The sequence below is a fragment of the Streptomyces sp. NPDC059010 genome (assembly GCF_042740355.1).
In the GTDB taxonomy this organism is placed as follows: Bacteria; Actinomycetota; Actinomycetes; order Streptomycetales; family Streptomycetaceae; genus Streptomyces.
This window is the reverse complement of record NZ_JBHYJA010000059.1, coordinates 6,698-25,928: the sequence shown is the minus strand read 5'-3', so window position 1 is coordinate 25,928 and position 19,231 is coordinate 6,698. Positions and strand designations below refer to the sequence as shown.

Genomic DNA, 19,231 nt, shown 5'->3' with positions numbered 1-19,231 from the left:
CCAACAAGCGCTTCGGGCATATTCCAGCGCGAAGGAGTACCCGTGCGGCATACTGTGCGACGCTTGCTGCGAGGAGTCGAACAGGCGGGGGCAGAAGGCCCTCCCACCCAGCGAGCAACGGCGCGCACCGCCGATTCCGGAGCCACCTCAAGGGCAACTCCGGCACGGCTCGTGCTCGGAACCACTCGCATCTCACACAAGGTACCGGAGCGAGCCGCCGACTCCAGGCCGTGACGAGTCACGCGTAGGACACAACCCGATATCAACGCTCCGTAATTCCGGTATGCCACAATCCGCGACATCCGTACGGGTGTCGATCGGCGACACCGCAGACCAGGGCCCTTCACCCCGATTCGGCGAGAAGTGCGGCCGCCAATCGCTCCTCACTCTCCGTAGCGCCCACCGTACGGTGCGTCCGCACCCATGCGCGTTTCAGATGCAGATGGACCTCGAACTCCCAGGTGAATCCCATGCCGCCGTGCACCTGGAGGCAGTCCCGGGCGCCGCGTACGGCCGCCTCGTCGGCGAGCAGCCGGGCGGTGTCGATGTCGGCGGGGTCGGCGGTGACGGCCGCAGCGTAGACGGCCGCGCGGGCGGTCTCCGTCCGCACCAGCATCTCGGCGCACAGATGCTTGATCGCCTGGAAGGCCCCGATCGGCTGCCCGAACTGCTCGCGCGTCCGGGCGTGTTGCACGGCCAGCTCGCACACGCGTGTGGCGCCGCCGAGTTGCTCGGCCGCGGTGAGGAGTACGGCGACGGGGTCCGCGTCCAAGGCCACGGGAACCCGGTGCAGGGGCGTCAGCGGGTCGACCGACCGCAGCGGTACGGCCCCGGTCGCGTCGCCCCGTACGACGTCGGCCTCGGCGAGCCACTCCGCCAGGCCGTTGCCGACGGCTGCCACGACGACCTCGCCGGCGGCCGCTCCGGGCACCTGCCCCGCCGCGAGATGGGTGGCCACCAGGGGGCCGGGCAGCAGTGCGCGGCCCGCCTCCTCGAAGGCCAACACCGCCTCGGGCAGCCCGAGTCCGACACCGCCGTCCGCCTCCGGCAGCCGTAGCGCGAAGAACCCGGCCGCGCCCAGCTCCCGCCACAGCGCCCGGTCCAGGCGTCCGGGCCCGTCGACGGCGGCCCGCAGCGCCTCGGCGCCGAAGCGCCGCGTCAGCAGTTCCCGCACACCGTCCCGCAACGCCCTCTGGTCGTCCGTGAGTTGGAAACGCATCCGTCATCGCCCCTTCGGCAGCCCGAGGATCCGCTCGGCCACGATGTTCCGCTGGATCTGCGAGGTGCCGGCGGCGATGGTGTACGACAGCGAGGACAGCCGGTCGAGCACCCACGGCCGGTCGAGGTCGAGCGAGTCCGGCCCCAGGACGTCGGCGGCGGCGTCGTAGAGCTCCTGACGGGCGTACGAATACCTCAGTTTGAAAACCGAACCCCCGACGCCCGGTACCCCGCCGGTCAGTTCCGCCTCGCTCACGTTCCACTGGGTGAGCCGCCACAGCGCCCGGAACTCGGCGTTCAGCCGTCCCAGTCTCCGGCGCAGCACCGGGTCGTCCCAGCGGCCGTTCTTGTGTGCCTCGGCGGCGAGTTCGCGCAGCACCCGGCGGCAGGCGACGACCTCGCCCACGAAGGCCGTGCCGCGTTCGAAGGACAGGGTCACCATCGTCACGCGCCAGCCGTCGTTCTCGTCCCCGACCCGGTTGGCGACCGGCACCCGCACCTCGTCGAGGAACATCTCGGCGAACTCTGCCGACCCGGCGAGGGTCCGCAGCGGCCGTACGGTGATGCCCGGCGCGTCCATGGGCATGGCCAGCCAGCTGATCCCGCGGTGCTTGGGCGCCTCGGGGTCGGTGCGCACCAACAGTTCGCACCAGTCGGCCACTTCGGCGTGGGAGGTCCAGATCTTGGACCCGCTCACCACATAGTCGTCGCCGTCCCTACGCGCGCGTGTGCGCAGTGCCGCGAGGTCGGATCCGGCGTCCGGTTCGCTGAAGCCCTGGCACCAGACCTCGTCCCCGCGCAGGATCGGCGCCAGCCAGCGCGTCCGCTGCTCGGGGGTTCCCTCGGCGGCGATGGTCGGCCCCGCGTGCAGCAGCCCCACGAAGCCCGCGCCCACATAGGGCGCGCCCGCCTTCTCGGTCTCCTCCAGGAAGATCAGCCGGATGCTCGGTGAGGCGCCCCAGTGGACATCGCCGTACCCGGCGTCGTACAGCCTGCGCTGCCAGCCGAGGTCGTAGGCGCGGCGCCCCGGCCAGTCGTCCGGGGAGGGCTTCGGCGGGAGTGTGGGCAGCACGTCGCCCAGCCACTCCCGCAGCCGCGCCCGGAACTCCTCCTCCTGCGGTGTGTAGGCGAGGTCCATGTGCGGCCACTCCATATCTGATGAGTCGTCAGATATCGCTCTGCGGGAAGGCTAAGTCCCGCACCCCTGGACCGACAAGGCGGTGAGCCCTACGCTCTGCCCACGATCTGACTGACCGTCAGCTACACCCGTCCGGTGGCAGGGGGCCGTCATGTACGACACCGCTCACACCCTGAGTTCCTCGCGCACCCTCTGGGACCTGGTCGCCGCCCGCGCCGAGCGCACTCCCGACCGCCCGGTCCTCCTCCAGGACACCCGCGCGCTGTCCTTCGGCGAGCTACGCGCGCGTGCCGAGCGGGTGGCGGCCGGCCTGTACGACATGGGCGTACGCCCCGGCACGGTCGTCGCCTGGCAACTGCCCACCCGTATCGAGACCGCCCTGCTGTCCTTCGCGCTGGCCCGCCTCGGCGCCGTGCAGTCGCCGGTCATCCCGTTCTACCGGGACCGTGAAGTCGGCTTCGCGCTGCGGGAGTCGAAGGCGGAGTTCTTCGCGGTGCCGGGCGAGTGGCGGGGCTTCGACCACACCGAGATGGCGCGGCGCCTCGGCGCGAAGGGGATCTTCGAGGCGTACGACACCCTGCCCGAGGGCGATCCCGCGGTACTGCCCCCGCCGCCCGCCGAGGGCATCTCGGTGCGCTGGATCTACTGGACCTCGGGGACCACGTCCGACCCCAAGGGCGTCCTGCACACCGACCGTTCCCTGATCACGGGCGGCTCGTGCCTCGCGCACGCACTGCGTCCGACGGCCGACGACATCGGGTCGATCGCCTTCCCGTACGCCCACATAGGCGGCCCCGACTACATGGTGATGCTGCTGCTGTACGGCTTCCCCGCGGTGATGTTCGAGCAGTTCGCGCTGCCGGACGCGCTGGAGGCGTACCGCGCGCACGGTGTGACGATCGCCGGCGGGTCGACGGCCTTCTACTCGATGTTCCTGAACGAGCAGCGCAGGCAGCCGGACGGCGCGAAGGTCGTCCCCTCGCTGCGGCTGCTGGCGGGCGGCGGGGCGCCGAAGCCTCCGGAGCTCTATCACGCCGTGGTCCGCGAGATGGGGGTGCAGCTCACCCATGGGTACGGCATGACCGAGGTGCCGATGATCACGATGGGGGCGCCGGACGACACGGCCGAGAATCTGGCGACGACGGAGGGACGGCCGCCGCGGGAGATGGAGATCCGGATCGTGGAGGGCGAGGTGCGGCTGCGCGGGGAGGCGGTGTGCCGGGGCTATCTGGATCCGGCGCAGTCGGCGGCGGCCTTCGATGCGGAGGGGTTCCTGCGGACCGGTGACCTCGGGTATCTGACGGGCAGCGGGCATCTGGTGCTGACCGGGCGCCTCAAGGACGTGATCATCCGCAAGGGCGAGAACATCTCGGCGAAGGAGATCGAGGACCTGCTGCACCGGCATCCGGCGGTCGGGGACGTCGCGGTGATCGGGCTGCCGGACGCGGAGCGCGGGGAGCGGGTCTGCGCGGTCGTGGAACAGCCGGCCGGCGCTGAGCCGCTGACCCTGGGGGCGCTGACGTCGTATCTGCGCGGGGAAGGGCTGTCGACGCACAAGCTGCCGGAGCAGCTGGAGGTGGTGGACGCCCTTCCGCGCAACGAGACCCTGCGGAAGGTCCTCAAGTACAAGCTCAGGGAGCGCTTCTCGGGGACCGCGTGAGGAGGGGCCCTCGGCTCACTCCGGGACGGTGAAGTAGCGGGCGAACGCCGTCACGATCTCGCCCTCCGCCACCCTGCCGTCGCCGTCCGTGTCCAGTGTGGCGGCGGCCGTCCGGGCCACGTCCTCCTGGACGCCGAGGCAGACGAGCACGCGCGCGGTGTCCTCGACGGTGGCGTATCCGTCGCCGTCGGGGTCCGCCACGGCGAGGGCGCCGTGCAGGAAGGGGCGGGCGATCTCCGCGAACCGGTCCGGGTTGTCACGCAGCCGCTTGACCGCGCCGTTCACGAACTCCTCGCGGGTGATGCGCTGGTCGCCGTCCCGGTCCGCGATCCCGGCCATGCCCTGCCAGAACGCCTCCGCGCCGATGTACAGGGCCTGGCCCTTGTCGGAGCGGGCGGTGGTGCCGAACTCCGCGAGCAGCGCCTTGGCCGCCGCGCTGAAGTCCTCACGGTCGATATAGCCGTTGCCGTCCTGGTCGAAGCCGGCGAACCGGGCCGCGATCCTGCGCTCGTACTCGCTGCTGACCATGTCTTATCGGGCCGCCTTACGTCACGTGGGGTGCATCTGCCACGGAGCGTACGACGCCGGGGTCGGTCGGGGCGCGGTAAAGCGGCGGTTGTGCCAAGACCGGGGGAATTTTGGGACAACGATGTGGCACTTCGCGGGACTCGGCGCTGCTCAGGCAGACGATGCGGTATCGGCTCGGCTCGGGCCACCGCTGCGGTACGGGCCCGGCTCAAGCCACTGCTGCGATATCGATCCGGCTCAGGCCGACAGCGGTCCGGCGTCGTCCGCGACCGCCGCCGCCACGTCCGGATACACCTCGAACAGCCGCCGCACGCCCAGTGCCCCCAGGACCCGGTTGACGTGCGAGCCGTCCGCCGCGCCCTGCGCCGGGAGTATCAGCCGCAGGCTGCCCTGGCATGAGCGGATCAGCCGGCGGGACGCGATGAGGACGCCGACGCCGCTGGAGTCGCAGAACATGACCTCGGAGAGATCCAGGACGAGACTGTGCCGGCCCTCGGCCACGGCGTCATGCACATGCTGTCGCAACGCCGGTGAGGTCACCAGGTCCAGTTCGCCCGACACCTGGAGCACGGCCCAGTCGCCCTGCTCGCCGCCGGTCACTTTCAACGTCACCACCACGCCCCTCGCTCACCGGACTCGCCGAAACGGAAGCCACACCTACGCTTCCTTGCAGCGCGGCTGCCCAGCGGCTGTTCCCTGAAACTCCCTCCAGAAAACGGTCACCGATCAGAAAAGGCTTGTTCCAATCGCATTCGATCCTGTTCGATCAGGCCTGATCACCCGGCGACCGGGTAGCCGAGCGGGACCGAGGCCCCGCGAGACCCCCGTCACGAGCGGGAGCCCCTCTATCACGAGTGCGAGGTACGTCACCAGCCATGACAGTCCGAGGGGCGCGCATTGCCACAAAGGGGCGTGCGTTCTCAGACGTGCCGACTACATTCGAGGAGACGGTGGACGCAGGCTGGACAGGCTGGACGGCACGGACCGGTGAGGGGGGCCGTATGGCGAAGAGGGACGCACCGCCCCGCTGGGACCGCAGGATGCAGCAGCGCCTCGCCCGCGGTGAGGCGGCCGCCCTCGGCGAGCTCTACGACCGCTTCGCCTCCCTGGTGCACGGCCTCGCGCACACCGTCCTCGGCGACGAGCACGCCGCCGACCACCTCACCCGAGACGTCTTCGCGCACGTCTGGGAGCACGCGGACTCCTACGACCCCAAGCAGGGCCCGCTGCGCTCCTGGGTCGCCGCGCTGACCCACCGCCTCGCCGTGCAGCGGCTGCGCGCGACCGAGACCGCCGCCCTGGTGCAGGCCGGCCACGGCTCCACCGATGAACTGGAGCGCAAGGTGCGGCACGCCTCGGTCGCCGCCCGCGCCGACTACATCGTCCAGTCCATGCCCGTACCGCTGCGCGCCGCACTGGAGCTGGCGTACTTCCAGCGCCGCGACTACCGCCAGACCGCAGCCGACCTCGGCGTCACCGAGGACGAGGCCCGCCGCCGCCTACGCCTGGGCCTGCAACTGCTCTCCACGGCCCACGACGCCGGAGCCGCCCCCGGGGCACCGCCGGGATACGGGGGTGCGGTGTGAACGAGGCGGGGCGTTTCGAGGTGTACGACGACCATGAGGGGCGCGGGGGCCACGAGGGACACGGAGGCCGGGAGCCGTATGACGACTCCCCGCGCGGCGGCTCCTCCCACGACGACTCCCCCAACTCCCCCGGCGGCAAGGAACATGACAAGAACAGGGCGGAGAGCGGCTCCGGAGACACCACCCGCGGAGCCGACGGCATGAGCAGCGGCCAGGGCGACGGCCACGACCCCGCCCTCCCGAAACCGGACCCGGACGAGCCACCCCGCATACCGCTCCCCCGCGCCTCCGTCGAGGACACCGGCCGGCCCCTGCCCGATCTGGCCGGCCTGCCGGACCTCGCCGACCCGGCGCCGCGCCGGCCCCCGCTCGTCCTCGAACACCGGGTCCTGAAGTCGCTCCTGGGCGCGTGGGCGCTGGCCGCCTGCTCGCCGGAGGAGACGGCGGCCGTGGAGGAGCACCTCGGCGACTGCGGCGTCTGCGCGGACGAGGCACGGCGGCTGCGTGAGGCCGTCGGCCTGCTGCATCCCGCCGAGACCCTCGACCTGGACCCGTCTCTGCGCACCCGCGTCCTGGAGGGCTGCCTGGAGCGCCGCCCGCCCCGCATTCCGGTGCCCCGGTGGGCGACGCCGTACGACGCGGAGACGGCCCGGCTCGACGCCCTGCTGCAGGACTTCGGCGACGCCGAGTGGCACGCGCCCGTGCGGCTGCGGTGGTTCGAGAAGGACGAGCCGACGAGCCGCCGTACGACCGTCGCCGGGGTCATCGCGCATCTGCTGGCGGTCGACGGGCTGGTGGCGGTCGCCCTCGGCCTGGAGGACCCGATGGGCGACGTCGGCGCGGACCGGCCGACCCCGTCCGCGCGCACGGAGGCGTACTGGCGGGCCTCGCACTATCCGCCCACGCGCGCGGTACGGGCGCCCTGGCGTGAGCAGACCCACGACCTGGTCCGCACGGTGTCCTTCACGGGCGACGGCGGCACCGGCGGCGGCGCGGGCGGACTGTCCGTCCCCTACGGCGACTTCGAGCTGACGCTGCACGACGCGATGCTGGACCGCGCCTTCGAGTGCTGGGTGCACGCCGAGGACATCGCCGAGGCGGTGGACTACCCGTACGAGGCGCCGTCCGGCAGCGATCTTCACCAACTGGTCGGCCTCGCGGCCCGGATGCTCCCCACGGTCCTGTCGGCCCGCCGCCGCGTGGGCCTGGCGGCGCCGTCACCGGGTGCCCACCGCCACCTCGTCCCCGTCGGCGAGCCCGGCCGCAGTCTGCGCCTGGAGATCGAGGGTTCGGGTGGCGGAGAGTGGCTGATCCCGCTGGACTCTCCGGCGGCGGTCGGGTCCGCGGAGCACGAGGTCGCGCATATCGCGCTGGACGGCGGGGAGTTCTGCCGCCTGGCCGCGGGGCATGTGTCCCCGACGGAGGCGGCGGCGGGGCAGATGGGCGACCGGGAGGCGATCAGGGATGTGCTGTTCGCTGCGGCGAGCTTGAGCCGGATGTAGGGGCGGGTTGCTGATTCGTCGGCGGCGCGGGAGGTTCGTGGTTGCTCGCGCCCACGCGGCGGAGCCGCAAATCGATACAGCCCCGCGCCCCTTGAGGTACGTGCAGTGGGCGTGCCCCTTCAGGGACGCGGGGAACTGCGCGACGAGCCCACGACTACCCGCAGCCGCCCGCCAAGCAGAACCCCCGAGCTCCTAGGCGAAAACGACCGTCCGCCGCCCGTTGAGCAAAATCCTCCGCTCGGCATGCCACTTGACCGCCCGGGCCAACGCCTGGCACTCCACATCCCGCCCGACCGCGACCAGCTGATCCGGCGTGACGTCATGCCCCACCCGCTCGACCTCCTGCTCGATGATCGGCCCCTCGTCGAGGTCGGCGGTCACATAGTGCGCCGTGGCCCCGATCAGCTTCACACCCCGCGTATGCGCCTGGTGATACGGCTTCGCGCCCTTGAAGCTGGGCAGGAACGAGTGGTGGATGTTGATGATCCGCCCGCTCAGCTCCTTGCACAGGTCGTCCGAGAGGACCTGCATATAGCGGGCCAGCACGACCAGCTCGATGTTCTCCCCGCGCACGATCTCCAGCAGCTGCGCCTCGGCCTCGGCCTTGTTGTCCCTGGTCACCGGGATGTGGTGGAAGGGGATGTTGTACGACCCCACAAGCTCGGCGAAGTCGGTGTGGTTGGACACCACGGCGGCGATCTCCACCGGCAGCGCCCCGATACTGGCGCGGAACAACAGGTCGTTCAGGCAGTGCCCGAACTTGCTGACCATCAGCAGGACCCGCATCTTCTCCTCGGCCCGATGGATCTGCCAGTCCATCTGGAAGGAGTCACCGATCGCCGCGAAGCTCGCCCGCAGCTTGTCCACCGTCACCGGCGCCTCCGCCGAGAAGTGGACGCGCATGAAGAACAGACCCGTGTCGCGGTCGCCGAACTGCTGGCTGTCCTCGATGTTGCAGCCGGTCATGAAGAGGTAGCTCGACACGGCGTGCACGATGCCCTGCTTGTCGGGGCAGGCGATGGTGAGGACGTACTGGTCGGAGGGGACCGCGGCTCGGTCGGACTGCTCGCTCATGCAGCAAAGGGTCCCATATCCGGGGCCCTGTGCGGACAGTCGTCCCGTTACGCGGACCGCGTCATGATCCGCAGCACTTCTAGCGTGCGCGGCGGGGCGTCCGGCTCGTCGCCGTCGGCCATGGCCATCCGGACATGCGCGTCCCGCGCCGCCCGCACCGCCTCCGGCCACCCCTGGTTCTCCATGTAGGCGGAGACCGGTGCGTCCGGGCCGACCTGGTGCATGATCCGCAGCACCCGCAGCACCGCGGAGTCCACGAGTGCCGCCTCCTGCGAGTCCCTGAATATGGTGCCGACGTATTTCTCGGCGGACCAGTTGTCCAGCCAGGTGTCCTCGACCAGGCGGTACACGGCGTCGGTGACGTCCCCGTATCCGTCGATCCCGGCCAGCCAGACGTCCCGCTGGAAGACCGGATCGGAGAGCATGTGCAGCGCGGAGCGCACATTGCTGCGCCAGCGCCACCAGGGCATGTCGTTGAGTGGCATGCCGCCCATGGTGGAGGAGCGACGGCCGCGACGGGAAGAGCTATCCGAACCTTGCACGGTCACCGATCGTACGTTCCGCCCCACTCACGCATCACAGACCCCTGCAATTCACCTTCTCGTCACCGCTTGATAACCAAGGGTCACGCGCGGGTTTGTTGTGTGGCGGAATCGTCGCTGTCCATGACCGGCAGGCGACGCACCCGCAGCACCTTCCTCCCCACGATCACCAACCGTCCCGTCCGCACGACCTGTCGGACGGCGGCGGCCCTGGTGGCCGGTGCGTCGCTCGTCACCGGTTGCGGGGTCATCCCCGGTGCCACGGGGGGTTCCGGGGATGGCTCGATCACCGTCATGACCTGGGCTCCGGAGGACACCAAGGCGACCAACAAGCCCGGTATGCCCGCCTTCGCCCAGGCCTACGCCCGCTGGGTCAACGCCCACGGCGGCATCAACGGCCACAAGCTGAAGGTCCTCACCTGCAACGACCGCAACGACAGCGTGGCCGCGGCCCAGTGCGCCGACCGCGCCGCCGAGGAGAACGTCGTCGCGGTCATCGGCTCCTACAGCCAGTTCGGCGACACCTTCCTGCCCTCCCTGGAGGGCGCCGGCATCCCGTACATAGGCGGCTACGGCGTCACCAACTCCGAGTTCACCAGCCCGCTCTCCTACCCCGTCAACGGCGGCCAGCCCACCCTCCTGGCGGGCCTCGGCAAGGAGCTGGCCCGCAGGTGCGGTCCCGTCGCGCTGGTACGCCCGGACAGCATCGCGGGCGACGAGCTGCCGCCCCTGCTGAACTCCGGCCTCAAGGCGGGCGGACACCGGGCCGCGGGCGACCAGCTGGCCGAGGAGGACGCCACCGAGTACAGCGGGCAGTCCGCGCGGGCCCTGGAGTACGCCGCCGCCGACCCGACGGGGACGGGGACGGGGACGGGCTGTGTGGTGCCCGCCCTGGGCGACCGCACCACCACCTTCATGGACTCCTTCCGGCGTTCCCGCGACGAGTACGCCGGGGTGCGCACCGCCACCGTCCTGGGCAGCGTCGACCAGACCGTGATCAACGCGAACGGCGGGGCGTCGGGCCCCTACGAGGGGTCGTACATCACCGGCTGGTACCCCGTCGCGACCGATCCGCGCTGGGACGGCATGAAGAAGGTGATCAGCGAGCAGGCCTTCGGCGACAACCGCATCGACCCCGCGGACGCCGGTGTGCAGACCACATGGATCGCGTACACGGTGTTCAGGAAGGCCGTCGAGTCGCTGGGCGACGGCGAGGTGACCTCCGACTCCGTGCGGGAGGCACTGAACGGCGGCCTGAAGGTCACCACGGGCGGGCTCACCCCGACCCTGCGCTGGAAGTTCCAGGACGTCCTGGCCGCCGTCGGCTTCCCCCGGCTGTCGAACCGCGAGGTGACCCTCCAGGTCGTACGGGACGGCCGGCTGGTGGCGGCCCGCAAGGGCTTCATCAATGTGACGAAGACCCTGCAGAACGCCGAAGTGAACTGACCGCCCCCGGCCCGGCCCGCGCTACAGCTGGGTCGGCTGGCGCTCCGTGAGGCCGTACTGCTTGGCGATGGAGTTCCACAGCTGCGCGGCCGTCTTCTTCTGCTCGCTGGCGGTGCCGCTGGCACGGTTGCCGGCCTGGGTCTGCCCGGTGGCGCGGGCCTGGCCCTTCTTGCACATCTTCTTGTTGCCGGCGACCTGGTCGGCCCACGCCGCGTAGTGGTTGTCGGCGGACGCCGACGCCTGCCACGCCTTGGTCAGCGCGCCGGTCAGCGCGGCGTGGTCCGGGAGCTTGTCCACGGAGAGCTTGGACAGGTCGGTGACCAGCTGATTGCGCTGCTTGGCGGCGCCCCGCAGGTCCTGGGCGGCCTGGCCGAGGTTGCCGCAGGACTTCACGGCGGCCACCGCGTTGATCACCGCCGTACGGCTGTCACCGCTGTCGGCGAGCAGCTTGTCCAGCGCGATCGCCTGCTGCTCGGCCGGGTCGGCGGACGGCGAGGCGGAGCCCTCGGTCGCCGGGGCCGTGGCGGAGACGGGTCTGTTGTCGTCGCTCTTCTCGTCGTCCCCGCCGCCGGCGAGCAGCGCGCCCGCGCCGATGCCGAGGACGGCGATACCGATACCGACGGCGGCGATGACCGGAAGCCGGGAGCCCGTACGACCGCCCCGGCGGCCACCGCCGTCGTCATCCGGGCCGTAGGAGCCGTGCGGGCCGTTCGAGCCCGGCGAGCCCGGCGGGAAGTACGCCGGCCCGTGCCCGCCCTGCTGCTGCGGTTGCGGCTGCTGGAAGCGCGGCAGCTGCTGGGTGGCCGCGGCCGGGGGCTCGCCGCCCGGCTCGCTGCGGAAGAGGCTGTCGAAGTCGGAGAGCGGCTGCCGCTCCGCCCCACCGTGCTGACCGGTGACGGGCGGGATGTATCGCGTGGCCTCCGCGTCGGGCCCGGCAGCGGCGGGCATCGGTCCGGCGGCGCCCGCGGGACCGGCGCCACCGCCCTGCCGGGCGCGCCCCAGGATCTGCGTGCTCTCGTTGGACACCTCGGGCGGCAGCGCGCCCGGCCCCACCGGCGGAATGTACTGAGTGGCACCCTCGTCCGCGCCGGGCGCGGGAGATGCGGGAGCCGCGCCGCCCTGGCCGACGGGCGGCAGATAGCTGGTGGCCTGGTTGTCCGCAGCCGCGGGGGCGGCGGCGACCGGCGGGATGTACTGGGTGGCGCCCTCGTCGGCCGGAGGCAGCGGCGCCCCGAAGCCACCGGCACCGGCGTGCGGCAGGAGCTCGCCGGTGCCGCCGTGCGCGGCGGGCGGCAGCGGCGCGCCCTGCCGGCCGGGGGGCAGCGCACCCCCGGCGCCAGGAGTGCCGTACGTCTCCCCGCCGACGGGCGGCTGCGGCACGCCCCCGCCGTACGCCCCGTACGCCGACTGCTGCGGCGCGGGCATCGGGGAACCGGCCTGGGGGTCATGCCCGTACGACGGCGCGCTCGGCGGCGGGTTCTGGGCACCCTGCCCACCGGCGTCATGCCCGTACGACGGCATGCTCGGCGGCGCGCTCTGCGCACCCTGCACACCCCCGCCGTACCCGGCGCCGTCCTGCGGCAGCGGCTGGGACGGTACGCCTCCGACGGCGTCCGGCGCCGTGCCCCAGGGGGCCGGCGTCGGTGCCTGCTGCTGATACTGCTGTTCCTGCCCGCTCCAGGACTGGCCCGGCGGCGTCCCCCAGGACTGGCCATGCGCGGCCTGCGGCGGAGCGGTCGGATTCGGGGGGTCCTGGGGGTTCTGGCCGGGCCCCCAGTCGTTGCCCCACGCCTGGCCGCCCGGCGGTGCCGAGGGCGGGGGTGCGGTCGGGGGCGCGGCCGGTACCGAGGTCGGCTGGCCGGCGTGCCCGCCCGTCATACCCGGCAGCAGCGGCTCACCACCGTCCGAGGGCAGCACGATGCCTTCGCGCGCGGGTCGCGCCGCGGGCTCCTCGCCCTGTCCGCTCTGCGTCACCGGGACTCCTACGAATGGGGGACCTTCGGAATCGTCGGCTCACGCTACCGGGTCCGCCGTTCCGGGTGCTACGCGGCCGAGGACGTGACCTGCCTCCCTGTGACCGCGGTAACAGCACCGGCCCCCCATCCGCTATATACGCCCCTCACTTTCCGCCGGAGCCTTCGTTTCCCTGCCGTTCACGCCGCCGTACCCACCGATTTCACGCCGCGGTCTGGAGGTCCAGCCGGGCACCGAACTCCTTTACCACGGGCTCGTCCCGGTACGGCTCCAGTCGCTGCTGGAAGTCCTCCAGATACTCGGCGCCCCGGTTGGAGCGCAGGGTCTCCAGGAGTTCCACGGCCTTCAGACCGGTGTGGCAGGCCTGTTCGACCTCGCGCTGCTGGGCCTGCGCTGTGGCGAGCAGCACATATCCGATGGCCCGGCGTCGTGCCTTCGTCTCCGGCAGTGCGGCGAGCGACTCCTCGGCCCTGCGCGCCGCCGCCTCGGCCTGGCCGAGATCGCGATGGCAGTGCGCCAACTCGTCGGCGAGATAGCCCTCGTTGAAGTGCGTGATCCACGCCGGGTCGTCCCCGGACTGCGGTTCGGCCGCCTCCAGCGCGCCCACGGCCCGCCCGGACGCCATCTGGGCGGCCCGCGCGTCGCCCATCAGGGCATGCCCTCGCGCCTCGGCGGCATGGAACATGGCCTCCGCGCGCGGGGTCACGCGCCCCCGCGCCCCCTCCTGCGCTGCCCGCGCCAACTGCGCGATCTCCCGCGGGTTCCCGAGTTGCGCCGCGAGATGGCTCATGGAGGCGGCCAGCACATACCCGCCGTATCCCCGGTCGCCCGCCGCCTGCGCGAGCCGCAGCGCCTGGATGTAGTACCGCTGGGCGAGCCCCGGTTGCCCGGTGTCGACGGCCATGTACCCGGCGAGCTCGGTCAACCGCGCGACGGCGGCGAAGAGTTCACGCCCGACCGCCTCCCGGTACGACCCGGCCAGCAGCCCGGAGACGACGCTGTTGAGGTAGTGCACGACGACCGGGCGCACATGCCCGCTGCCGTACTGGTGATCAAGGTCGACGAGCGCCTGCGTCATCGCCCGCACGGCCTGGACGTCGGACTGCCCCACCCGCGGCCCCGCCGACCGCGCCACCTGTGAGTCGGGCGAGGAGATCAGCCAGTCGCGGCTGGGCTCGACCAGCGCGGACGCGGCGACGGACGAGCCGGACAGGAAGTCCCGCCGCCCGACGTCGCTGCGCCACAGTTCGCAGACCTGCTCGATGGCCCCCAGTACCGTCGGCGAGAACTGGAGACCGACGCCGGACGCGAGATTCTTGCCGTTGGCCATGCCGATCTCGTCGATCGTGACCGTACGGCCCAGCTTGCGGCCGAGCGCCTCGGCGATGATCGCCGGCGCCCGTCCCCGTGGCTGCTGTCCGCGCAGCCAACGCGCCACGGACGTCTTGTCGTAGCGCAGATCGAGGCCGTGCTCGGCGCCACACATGTTGACCCGGCGGGCCAGCCCGGCGTTCGAGCAGCCCGCTTCCTGGATGAGCGCCTGCAGCCGTTCGTTCGGCTGTCGCGCGACGAGAGGCCTGGCGGCCATGGCGTACCCCCTGTGGCTGCGGTGCCTGCCCACGCACCGAGTTGACGTTCTTCCACGGCCGGATCCGGACCCGGGGCACTGGCTGTGCACCGCAAAGTTCCGGCCGTGAAGATCAATGCCCCGTCGGCATAGCGAAAATGCGAGGCTTGCGAGGATTGCCGGGGTAAAGGCGGTAGCCGACCCCACAGGTGGCTACCCAGCTGCGGCCGCGGTTCCTCCCGCGCGCCCCCACACATGCACCCATGCGCCCCAAATGCGAAATCAATGCTCCTCCCCCGCGCGCGCGACGCCCGTAACCCGAGGTGGGTGCGGGAGTTGTGTTGAGCGTGGAAGAGACGATCCCGGCCACCGAAGCCGCACAGATTCCGAAGCAGCGCGGCGAAACGCTGCTGGAGACCGCCGTTCGCTACGCCGAGGAGCGTCACTGGGACGTGTTCCCCGGGACCTGGCTGGAAGCCCTCGACGGCGTCCAGCACTGTTCCTGCGGCGACGCCGACTGCCCCGCGCCCGGCGCGCACCCCGCCCGCCCGGACTGGGCGACCCAGGCCACGGGGAGCGCGACGGTCGCGCGCCGTATGTGGCAGAAGCAGCCCAACGCGTCGATCCTGCTGCCGACGGGGCGCACCTTCGACGCGATCTCCGTCCCGGAGACGGCCGGGTTCCTCGCACTGGCCCGGATGGAGAGGATGGAGCTGTCACTGGGGCCGGTGACCTTGACGCCGAATCGCCGGATGCACTTCTTCGTGCTGCCGGGTGCGTCGGTGAAGGTGCCCGAGCTGGTGCGCAAGCTGGGGTGGTCGGTCGGGTCGCTGGACCTGGTGGCGCTCGGCGAGGGCGCGTGGGTGGCCGGGCCGCCGACTCGGTTCGGGTCCCGGGGGGCTGTGCAGTGGGCCTGCCGGCCGACGCCGGCCAATCGATGGCTGCCGGATGCGGAGGAGTTGATCTCGCCGCTCGCCTATGCCTGCGGCCGGGATCGTTGAGAGCGCCTTTTCACGTGCCTGGTTGATCGTTGACGGCGGCTGCGGGTTGATTGTGGCTGGTCGCGCAGTTCCCCGCGCCCCTTTAGGTTGGCATGCATGACGTCGGCCGTGTGTGTGCGTGGGCTTTGGAAGCGGTTCGGGCAGCAGGTTGCAGTTGCCGGGATTGATCTCGACCTGCCCGCCGGGAAATTCATCGGACTTGTCGGGCCCAATGGCGCCGGGAAGACCACCACCCTCTCCATGGTGACCGGGCTGTTGCGGCCCGACAGTGGGAGTGTCGAGGTCGTCGGGCACGACGTCTGGCGGGACCCGGTTGAAGTCAAGGCGCGGATCGGGGTGCTGCCCGAGGGGCTTCGGCTCTTCGAGCGGCTCTCCGGGCGGGAACTGCTCGCCTACACGGGGCGGTTGCGCGGGCTGCCCGGCGCCGAGGTCGACAAGCGGGCCACCCAGCTGCTGGACGTACTCGATCTGGCGGGGGCCCAGCACAAGCTGGTCGTCGACTACTCGACCGGCATGCGCAAGAAGATCGGGCTCGCGGCAGCGCTGCTGCACAATCCCGAAGTGCTGTTCCTGGACGAGCCGTTCGAGGGCGTCGACCCGGTCTCCGCGCAGACCATCCGGGGCGTCCTGGAGCGCTACACCGCCTCCGGCGCGACCGTCCTCTTCTCCTCCCATGTCATGGAGCTCGTCGAGTCGCTGTGCGACTGGGTCGCCGTGCTGGCCGCCGGGCGCATCCGGGCCCACGGCCCCCTCTCCGAGGTGCGCGGCGAGGCGGCCTCGCTGCAGCAGGCGTTCCTGGAACTCGTCGGTGCGAACGGCCGCGACGCCGGGACCGACCTCGACTGGCTGGGCGGCGGGGCGCGATGAGCTCGGACGTCACAGCGGTCGTCGTGCGGCTGAAGCTGTCGCTGCTCAGGAACGGGCTGCGGCAGTCCGGTGGCCGACGGGCCGCCTACGTCGCCTCGGCCGTCGCGGTGCTCCTGTTCGCCGCGCTCCAGCTCCTCGGCCTGATCATGCTGCGCGGCACCGCGCACGCCGACTCCCTGGTCGTCCTGCTGGTGGCCGTCCTCGCGCTCGGCTGGGCCGTGATGCCGCTGTTCTTCCCCAGCGGCGACGAGACCCTCGACCCGACCCGGCTGGTGATGCTGCCCCTGCGCCCCCGGCCTCTGGTGCGCGCCCTGCTCGCGGCTTCGCTGGTCGGCATGGGCCCGCTGTTCACGCTGTGCCTGTTCGCGGGTTCGGTGATCGCGGTCGCGCGGGGTGCGATGGCGTACGTCGTCGGCGTCATCGGTGTCGTCCTGGCCCTGCTGGTGTGCGTGGCGCTCGCGCGGACCGTCGCCGCCGCCAACATCCGTCTGCTGACCAGCCGTAAGGGCCGCGATCTGGCGGTGCTGAGCGGGCTGGTCGTCGCGATCGGGGCGCAGGTCGTCAACTTCGGGGCGCAGCGGCTCGGTTCATCGGGCCTGGCCCAGCTCGACCCGGCGGCGGACGTGCTGCGCTGGGTGCCGCCGGCCTCCGCGATCGCGGCGGTGCGGTCGGTGAGCGAGGGGGCGTACGGGACCGCCCTCCTCCAACTCGCCCTGAGTACGGCCGCGTTGGTCGCCCTGATCGCCGTGTGGTCCCGGCATCTGACCCGGCTGATGACCTCACCCGACGGCTCCACGCTCCAGGCGGCCACCGAGACCTCCGTGCGGGGCCGGACCTCGACCGGGCTGTCCCGCCTGCTGCCGGCCGACCGTACGGGCACCGTGATGGAGCGCAGTCTGCGGTACATCTGGCGCGACCCGAAGACCAAGGCGGCCTGGGTGACCTCGCTGGCCATCGGTCTGATCGTGCCGTTGTTCAACGCCCTCCAGGGCACCGGCTCGATCTACTTCGCCTGCTTCGCCGCCGGGATGCTCGGCGTCATGATGTACAACCAGTTCGGCCAGGACACCTCCGCGTTCTGGATGGTCGCGATGACGATCTCGTCCTCCCGGGACGCCTACGTCGAGCTGCGCGGCCGGGCCCTGGCGCTGCTGCTGATCACCCTCCCGTACGCCGCCCTCGTCACCTTCCTGACGACAGCGCTCCTGGGCGACTGGCCCAGGCTCCCCGAGGTGCTGGGCCTGTCCTTCGCCCTGCTCGGCGCGATGCTGGCCACGGGTGCCTGGACGTCGGCGCGCTTTCCGTACTCCATCCCGCAGGAGGGCTACAAGAACGTCGCTCCCGGCCAGACGGGCCTGGCCTGGATCTCCATCTTCGGCGGCATGATCGCGTCGGCCCTGCTGTGCGCACCGGTCATCGCGGTGACGATCTGGCTGAACGTCAGCGAGAACGGGGACGCCTGGACGTGGCTGCTGCTGCCGGGCGGGGCGGCGTACGGGACCGCGATCACGCTGATGGGGCTGCGCCTGGCGGCCCCGCGAACGGCGGCCCGCCTCCCGGAGATTCTCACGGCGGTGAGCAAGGGCTGACGGTTCTTCTGGCGCACCGGGGGGCGCAACGCCCCCCAAGGGGCGCGAGGAACTGCGCGAACAACCCAACACAACCTTTCGCCGCCGTCAGACGGAAGAAACCGAGCTCTTGGGCGCACGGCTTCACCCCGCGGAGCGCACCGCGTCAAGGAACGGCTCGATGGCCGCCCGCCACCCCTCCGGCTGGTCGTAGTGCACGAGATGCCCGGCATCGGACACCTCCGCATACTCCCCGCGGGGCAGCACCCGGACCATCTCCTGCGCCTCGGCCCGCCCCAGCTCACCGTCGAGCCCGCGGACGACCAGCGCCGGGCACTGCACCTGCGCCAGCTCCTCCCAGTGCGCGTCGAACACCCAGGTCTCCCGGGAGGTGAGCATCTGGTCCGGCACGAACACCGGCCGCCAGCCGTCCTCGCACTCGTGCATGACCTCGGCGTAGAACTCCCCGCGCGCGGCGTTCGGCCGCTCGACCCACGGGTCGTCCTCCCCGAACCACTTGCGCACATCGGCGAGCGTGGCGAAGGGGACCGGCCAGGACTTGAACCAGTCCTCCCACTCCCGCTGCGAGGCCGCCCCGAGTGCGGAGGCCCGCATGTCGCAGATGATCACGCCACTCACCAGGTCGGGCCGCTTGGCGGCGAGCTGCCAGGCGGTCAGCGCGCCCATGGCATGGCCGATGAGGACGGCCGGGGCGAGACCGAGCTGTTCGAGGGCGGCCTCGGCGTCGTCGACGTACGCCTCGCGCGTGAAGGAGGCCTGCGGCGACTTGTCGCTACGGCCGTGGCCGCGCTGGTCCAGGGCGACCGCACGGTGCCGCTCGGAGAGCCAGCGGGCGGTGGAGGCCCAGTGCGAGGCGCGGCCCATGAGGCCGTGCAGTAACAGAACGCCGGTCGTGCCGTCGGGTTCCTTCGCGGGGTCGGTCTTGGGAGGGTCGCCGAACTCCCATGCCGCGAGACGTACGCCGCCTGTCCCGGTCACGTCGATGCGCCGCGCCATTGGTCCTGGCACCCCCCTAGCTCCCCTCGGCCCGCTCGCTCCCACTCGATGCGGCCGATCCTGTGAACCGCGTCCTGTCTGCCTTGCCTGCCGTATCCGCTGCCGCTCACCCAGGCACCGCGCGCCACCTGTGTCACATGCGCCGCCGATGCCCTCGCTCGCGATGTGCATGTCCTGTGTGTCTCACGTGATCTTATGCGCACATTCTTGAAGCGCACGTTCCCCGCGACCCGTCACCCCGCAGAGTATCGAACCCTTATTCGAAAATACGGTCTCCGTGGCCAACACCGCTCATTCGAGTGACCCCTGGCAAGGATTGATCGCCACCGCCGAGGGGAGACCTTCACCGGGAGGCGGACCGCTCGGGGAAAACGGTCCGAGGGGAATGACCCTGGGAGCTCGGGGCTCCGGGTCAGCACAGGGGAGGACAGGCCCCCGGGGGGGCGGGGGCCGCGGCCGCCGGCCCCACCACCCGGCACAACCCCCCCCCCCCCCCCGCCCCCCCCCCGACAGGCGCGCCCCCACACACCCCCCCAGAATAGA

16 protein-coding genes are annotated in these 19,231 nt (G+C 71.7%); 7 read left to right on the top strand and 9 right to left on the bottom strand.

Annotated features, from left to right (window positions below):
* Positions 1-343: 343 nt before the first annotated feature.
* Both ACFWYS_RS41185 and ACFWYS_RS41180 read right to left on the bottom strand, forming a co-directional pair.
* Positions 344-1,219 (bottom strand): acyl-CoA dehydrogenase family protein, encoded by an 876-nt coding sequence (locus ACFWYS_RS41185; protein ID WP_384781139.1) that lies wholly within the window; start codon positions 1,217-1,219, stop codon positions 344-346.
* A gap of 3 nt (positions 1,220-1,222) precedes the next feature.
* Positions 1,223-2,356, bottom strand: coding sequence for an acyl-CoA dehydrogenase family protein (locus ACFWYS_RS41180; RefSeq protein ID WP_384781136.1), 1,134 nt, complete (start codon positions 2,354-2,356; stop codon positions 1,223-1,225).
* Positions 2,357-2,507: 151 nt separating this feature from the next.
* On the opposite strand from ACFWYS_RS41180, the gene ACFWYS_RS41175 reads away from it, so the two are divergent.
* Positions 2,508-4,016, top strand: coding sequence for a class I adenylate-forming enzyme family protein (locus tag ACFWYS_RS41175; protein ID WP_384781133.1), 1,509 nt, complete (start codon positions 2,508-2,510; stop codon positions 4,014-4,016).
* 15 nt (positions 4,017-4,031) lie between these two features.
* Here ACFWYS_RS41175 and ACFWYS_RS41170 read toward each other — a convergent pair whose 3' ends face one another.
* Together ACFWYS_RS41170 and ACFWYS_RS41165 are read right to left on the bottom strand one after the other, a co-directional pair.
* Positions 4,032-4,544 (bottom strand): EF-hand domain-containing protein, encoded by a 513-nt coding sequence (locus ACFWYS_RS41170; RefSeq protein ID WP_384781130.1) that lies wholly within the window; start codon positions 4,542-4,544, stop codon positions 4,032-4,034.
* A 237-nt stretch (positions 4,545-4,781) separates the two neighbouring features.
* Positions 4,782-5,162: an STAS domain-containing protein gene (locus ACFWYS_RS41165; RefSeq protein WP_384781127.1), complete on the bottom strand. Its 381-nt coding sequence runs from the start codon at positions 5,160-5,162 to the stop codon at positions 4,782-4,784.
* Positions 5,163-5,545: 383 nt separating this feature from the next.
* On the opposite strand from ACFWYS_RS41165, the gene ACFWYS_RS41160 reads away from it, so the two are divergent.
* Together ACFWYS_RS41160 and ACFWYS_RS41155 are read left to right on the top strand one after the other, a co-directional pair.
* Positions 5,546-6,130, top strand: coding sequence for a sigma-70 family RNA polymerase sigma factor (locus tag ACFWYS_RS41160; protein WP_384781124.1), 585 nt, complete (start codon positions 5,546-5,548; stop codon positions 6,128-6,130).
* A complete protein-coding gene (locus ACFWYS_RS41155) occupies positions 6,127-7,632 on the top strand; it encodes a zf-HC2 domain-containing protein (RefSeq protein WP_384781121.1) in 1,506 nt (501 codons plus the stop codon). The genes ACFWYS_RS41160 and ACFWYS_RS41155 overlap by 4 nt, the downstream gene beginning before the upstream one ends.
* A 192-nt stretch (positions 7,633-7,824) precedes the next feature.
* On the opposite strand, the gene purU is transcribed toward ACFWYS_RS41155, so the two are convergent.
* Together purU and ACFWYS_RS41145 are read right to left on the bottom strand one after the other, a co-directional pair.
* A complete protein-coding gene (purU, locus tag ACFWYS_RS41150) occupies positions 7,825-8,706 on the bottom strand; it encodes a formyltetrahydrofolate deformylase (RefSeq protein WP_384781118.1) in 882 nt (293 codons plus the stop codon).
* A 47-nt stretch (positions 8,707-8,753) separates the two neighbouring features.
* Positions 8,754-9,254 (bottom strand): hypothetical protein, encoded by a 501-nt coding sequence (locus ACFWYS_RS41145; protein WP_384781115.1) that lies wholly within the window; start codon positions 9,252-9,254, stop codon positions 8,754-8,756.
* Between the two features lie 117 nt (positions 9,255-9,371).
* On the opposite strand from ACFWYS_RS41145, the gene ACFWYS_RS41140 reads away from it, so the two are divergent.
* Positions 9,372-10,694 (top strand): ABC transporter substrate-binding protein, encoded by a 1,323-nt coding sequence (locus tag ACFWYS_RS41140; protein WP_384781112.1) that lies wholly within the window; start codon positions 9,372-9,374, stop codon positions 10,692-10,694.
* A gap of 21 nt (positions 10,695-10,715) precedes the next feature.
* Here the strand turns inward: ACFWYS_RS41140 and ACFWYS_RS41135 are convergent, their stop codons facing one another.
* Together ACFWYS_RS41135 and ACFWYS_RS41130 are read right to left on the bottom strand one after the other, a co-directional pair.
* Positions 10,716-12,668 (bottom strand): hypothetical protein, encoded by a 1,953-nt coding sequence (locus tag ACFWYS_RS41135; RefSeq protein WP_384781109.1) that lies wholly within the window; start codon positions 12,666-12,668, stop codon positions 10,716-10,718.
* 202 nt (positions 12,669-12,870) lie between these two features.
* Entirely contained in the window at positions 12,871-14,256 is a 1,386-nt protein-coding gene (locus ACFWYS_RS41130) for a transcriptional regulator (protein ID WP_384781106.1), read from the bottom strand.
* A gap of 317 nt (positions 14,257-14,573) precedes the next feature.
* Here ACFWYS_RS41130 and ACFWYS_RS41125 point away from each other — a divergent pair, with 317 nt between their 5' ends.
* The 3 genes from ACFWYS_RS41125 to ACFWYS_RS41115 all read left to right on the top strand — a co-directional run bounded on the left by ACFWYS_RS41125 (position 14,574) and on the right by ACFWYS_RS41115 (position 17,692).
* The gene (locus ACFWYS_RS41125) at positions 14,574-15,236 is read left to right on the top strand and encodes a bifunctional DNA primase/polymerase (RefSeq protein ID WP_384781103.1); all 663 of its coding nucleotides are present in this window, start codon (positions 14,574-14,576) and stop codon (positions 15,234-15,236) included.
* Positions 15,237-15,332: 96 nt separating this feature from the next.
* Positions 15,333-16,103 carry an ABC transporter ATP-binding protein gene (locus ACFWYS_RS41120; protein ID WP_384781100.1) on the top strand — a complete coding sequence of 257 codons (771 nt, stop codon included), beginning with the start codon at positions 15,333-15,335 and terminating at the stop codon, positions 16,101-16,103.
* Complete coding sequence (locus tag ACFWYS_RS41115) at positions 16,100-17,692, top strand: transporter (RefSeq protein WP_384781097.1); 1,593 nt, start codon at positions 16,100-16,102, stop codon at positions 17,690-17,692. The genes ACFWYS_RS41120 and ACFWYS_RS41115 overlap by 4 nt, the downstream gene beginning before the upstream one ends.
* A gap of 123 nt (positions 17,693-17,815) precedes the next feature.
* Here ACFWYS_RS41115 and ACFWYS_RS41110 read toward each other — a convergent pair whose 3' ends face one another.
* A complete protein-coding gene (locus ACFWYS_RS41110) occupies positions 17,816-18,688 on the bottom strand; it encodes an alpha/beta fold hydrolase (RefSeq protein ID WP_384781094.1) in 873 nt (290 codons plus the stop codon).
* Positions 18,689-19,231: the final 543 nt, after the last annotated feature.

What these genes read in the sequence shown, in the direction of transcription:
- ACFWYS_RS41175 (WP_384781133.1), top strand. Translation starts at nt 2,508, where the DNA reads ATGTACGACACCGCTCACACCCTGAGTTCCTCGCGCACCCTCTGGGAC.
- ACFWYS_RS41160 (WP_384781124.1), top strand. Translation starts at nt 5,546, where the DNA reads ATGGCGAAGAGGGACGCACCGCCCCGCTGGGACCGCAGGATGCAGCAG.
- ACFWYS_RS41120 (WP_384781100.1), top strand. Translation starts at nt 15,333, where the DNA reads ATGACGTCGGCCGTGTGTGTGCGTGGGCTTTGGAAGCGGTTCGGGCAG.
- ACFWYS_RS41110 (WP_384781094.1), bottom strand. Translation starts at nt 18,688, where the DNA reads ATGGCGCGGCGCATCGACGTGACCGGGACAGGCGGCGTACGTCTCGCG.
- ACFWYS_RS41115 (WP_384781097.1), top strand. Translation starts at nt 16,100, where the DNA reads ATGAGCTCGGACGTCACAGCGGTCGTCGTGCGGCTGAAGCTGTCGCTG.
- ACFWYS_RS41180 (WP_384781136.1), bottom strand. Translation starts at nt 2,356, where the DNA reads ATGGACCTCGCCTACACACCGCAGGAGGAGGAGTTCCGGGCGCGGCTG.
- ACFWYS_RS41130 (WP_384781106.1), bottom strand. Translation starts at nt 14,256, where the DNA reads ATGGCCGCCAGGCCTCTCGTCGCGCGACAGCCGAACGAACGGCTGCAG.
- ACFWYS_RS41170 (WP_384781130.1), bottom strand. Translation starts at nt 4,544, where the DNA reads ATGGTCAGCAGCGAGTACGAGCGCAGGATCGCGGCCCGGTTCGCCGGC.
- ACFWYS_RS41185 (WP_384781139.1), bottom strand. Translation starts at nt 1,219, where the DNA reads ATGCGTTTCCAACTCACGGACGACCAGAGGGCGTTGCGGGACGGTGTG.
- ACFWYS_RS41140 (WP_384781112.1), top strand. Translation starts at nt 9,372, where the DNA reads ATGACCGGCAGGCGACGCACCCGCAGCACCTTCCTCCCCACGATCACC.
- purU (WP_384781118.1), bottom strand. Translation starts at nt 8,706, where the DNA reads ATGAGCGAGCAGTCCGACCGAGCCGCGGTCCCCTCCGACCAGTACGTC.